The organism is Oleiphilus sp. HI0132, assembly GCF_001635845.1.
Genome location: NZ_LWGJ01000363.1, coordinates 1 through 1,116, shown reverse-complemented (window position 1 = coordinate 1,116; position 1,116 = coordinate 1). Strand labels below are relative to the sequence as shown.

Here is a 1,116-nt window from a genome sequence, read left to right as displayed (position 1 = left end):
CAACCCTTTAAAGCCATGCCTTGGTCTGTACTAAGCATGGCTTTTTTAGTTTTTAGCCCTTTAAAATATGAACATATCTGTATTAGTCCTTAACGCTCCCTACGATTCACAGTCGTCTTACAGCGCTTATCGATACACTAAAGCTGCCCTTCAGAATGGGCACAAGCTTTCTCGCGTCTTCTTCTATCAAAACGGTATTCATAGCGGTACTAAACTCGCGACACCACCACAAGACGAGTTTGATCTTTATAAAGCCTGGCAAGACCTTGGTACCAAGCACAACCTTGACCTGGTTATCTGTATTGCCGCCGCAGCACGCCGAGGCTTGATCGATAACACAGAGCAAGCTCGCCATCAAAAGGACGCAAACAATCTCGCTGAAGGTTTCGAGCTTTCCGGGCTTGGGCAACTAGTAGAAGCAATGGCCGTTTCTGACCGCTTCATAACCTTTGGAGCTTAAACAGAGGCAAGATGGATAAGAAATCTATACTCATTATATTAAACTCAGCCCCGTTCGGCTCCAGCGATGCAAAAGAAGCTCTCGACCTTGTGCTGGCTGCGGGTACCTTCGAGCAAGATATCAGCCTGCTACTCGCAACTGATGGCTGCTATCTATTATTGGAAGATCAAGACCCTGCAAACATACACCAGAAGAATATTCGCCAAATGATGAAAGCGCTTGCTATTTATGGTGTAGATAAAGTGCATATAGATAAACAAGACGCTGAAGACCGAAACATCCCGTTAAGCGATTGCTCACTTGCGATAAGCGAACTTAGTAAAGCACAAGTAAGCAATAAGCTTAACGATTCCGACATTATTTTAAGATTCTAGCTTCTTGGCCCCACTTTATGACCCTGCATATACTGAACAAACCACCCTCAGAAGTCGCTGTGAACCAGCAACTTTCAGACACGATCCTGGACGGTGACTGCGTAGTACTCATTGAAGATGGGGTTTTCCAATGCCTGGGAACCTCGTCTGAAGCCAGTCAATGGTCTTGTATTGCCGCGACGATTTTTGTACTGACTGAAGATGCCTTGGCTAGGGGTGTAAAAATCCCGGTAGACTATTGTAAAATTGATTACAATGACTTGGTTGAACTTACCATCAAGC

Annotated in this window: 3 protein-coding genes; all 3 read left to right on the top strand. The window is 45.0% G+C overall.

The features are described 5' to 3' along the window. Positions 1-67: 67 nt before the first annotated feature. Positions 68-460 carry a sulfurtransferase complex subunit TusD gene (tusD, locus tag A3766_RS04465; RefSeq protein ID WP_068513642.1) on the top strand — a complete coding sequence of 131 codons (393 nt, stop codon included), beginning with the start codon at positions 68-70 and terminating at the stop codon, positions 458-460. Between the two features lie 11 nt (positions 461-471). Further along, positions 472-834: a sulfurtransferase complex subunit TusC gene (tusC, locus tag A3766_RS04460; RefSeq protein ID WP_068509772.1), complete on the top strand. Its 363-nt coding sequence runs from the start codon at positions 472-474 to the stop codon at positions 832-834. Positions 835-893: 59 nt separating this feature from the next. Further along, the coding region (locus tag A3766_RS04455) for a DsrH/TusB family sulfur metabolism protein (RefSeq protein ID WP_304440925.1) at positions 894-1,116 on the top strand (223 nt) is incomplete at its 3' end.